Source organism: Pseudoalteromonas sp. Ld20, assembly GCF_045064175.1.
Lineage (GTDB): Bacteria > Pseudomonadota > Gammaproteobacteria > Enterobacterales > Alteromonadaceae > Pseudoalteromonas > Pseudoalteromonas neustonica.
Map to the genome: position 1 here is coordinate 1 of NZ_JBISHB010000017.1, position 1,083 is coordinate 1,083.

Here is a 1,083-nt window from a genome sequence, read left to right on the forward strand (position 1 = left end):
CCCGAATTCAGGTTCCAAGTGCACCAAACCTTAAATCACTAATTAATAAAGACTTCTTCAGCTGTCTGATAATTTAGTATTTTCCTTGGGCGAGTATTAATTTTCATTACAACCTCTTGGAGTTGTTCATTAGTTATAGTTGAAAAATCAGTTTTCTTTGGGAAATAACGCCTGATCAGACCGTTTGTATGTTCATTTGTTCCTCGTTGCCACGAACAATAAGGATCAGCAAAATAAATAATAAAATCTAGTTCTTCTTCCAAAGCTTTAAATTTCGAAAATTCTTTTCCATTATCCAAGGTCAGAGTTAACTGTTTATGCTCTGGAATCTCTTTAAACATCTCTACTGTAGCCGTATTGAATGACTCAGCTTGCTTAGTCTCTATTTTTTTCGCGATTAAATATCGAGAGCTACGGTCAACATGGGTTACAAAAAAACCAGAGCCCTTTTTGCCTTCAATTAAATCACCTTCCCAGTCACCTATTCGGCTTCTGTCTTCGACTATTTTTGGTCGTTCGCTAATACTTACTCTATTCTTAATTTGCCCACGTAAATCGCCATATTTACGTTGTTTACGTCTTTTTTTATGCCTCTTAGCTAAGTCTTTGTATAGCTCTCCACCTGCTTTAAAATCCTTAATCACCCATTGATAGATTGTTTCATGGCTGACATACATTAATTCATCTGACGGGTTATCCTTCTTAAGCCGACCTGCTATAGCATCTGGAGACCATCCCATTGCTATTTTACTCTGCACAAGCTCGTACAGTGCCTTATTGTTTCTTTTTCTTGCATGCCTAGCGACCTTCCTTCTTGCCATCGCTTTTTCGTGCGCTGCCTCATCGAAATAATCATAGTAGGGTGGCTTATTTCGCTTAACTTCACGCATGATAGTTGTATGGTGTCGATTTAATAGCTTACCAATGGATCGGCAGCTTTCGCCACTATTGAATCGATAGTAGATAGCTTTTCGTTCGAAACTGTTAAGATGTTCGTAAGACATTCTGAATTCCCTCGATAATGAGTTTGGTCGCACTTACTACATTAGCAAATATTTCAGAATGTCATATTTATTGGTGGGT

General features: G+C 37.9%; 1 protein-coding gene. It reads right to left on the reverse strand.

What is annotated here, in order from left to right; all coding sequences use genetic code 11:
* Nucleotides 1-38: 38 nt before the first annotated feature.
* The gene (locus tag ACJJVX_RS00240; protein WP_342884721.1) at nt 39-1,004 is read right to left on the reverse strand and encodes an IS30 family transposase; all 966 of its coding nucleotides are present in this window, start codon (nt 1,002-1,004) and stop codon (nt 39-41) included.
* Nucleotides 1,005-1,083: the final 79 nt, after the last annotated feature.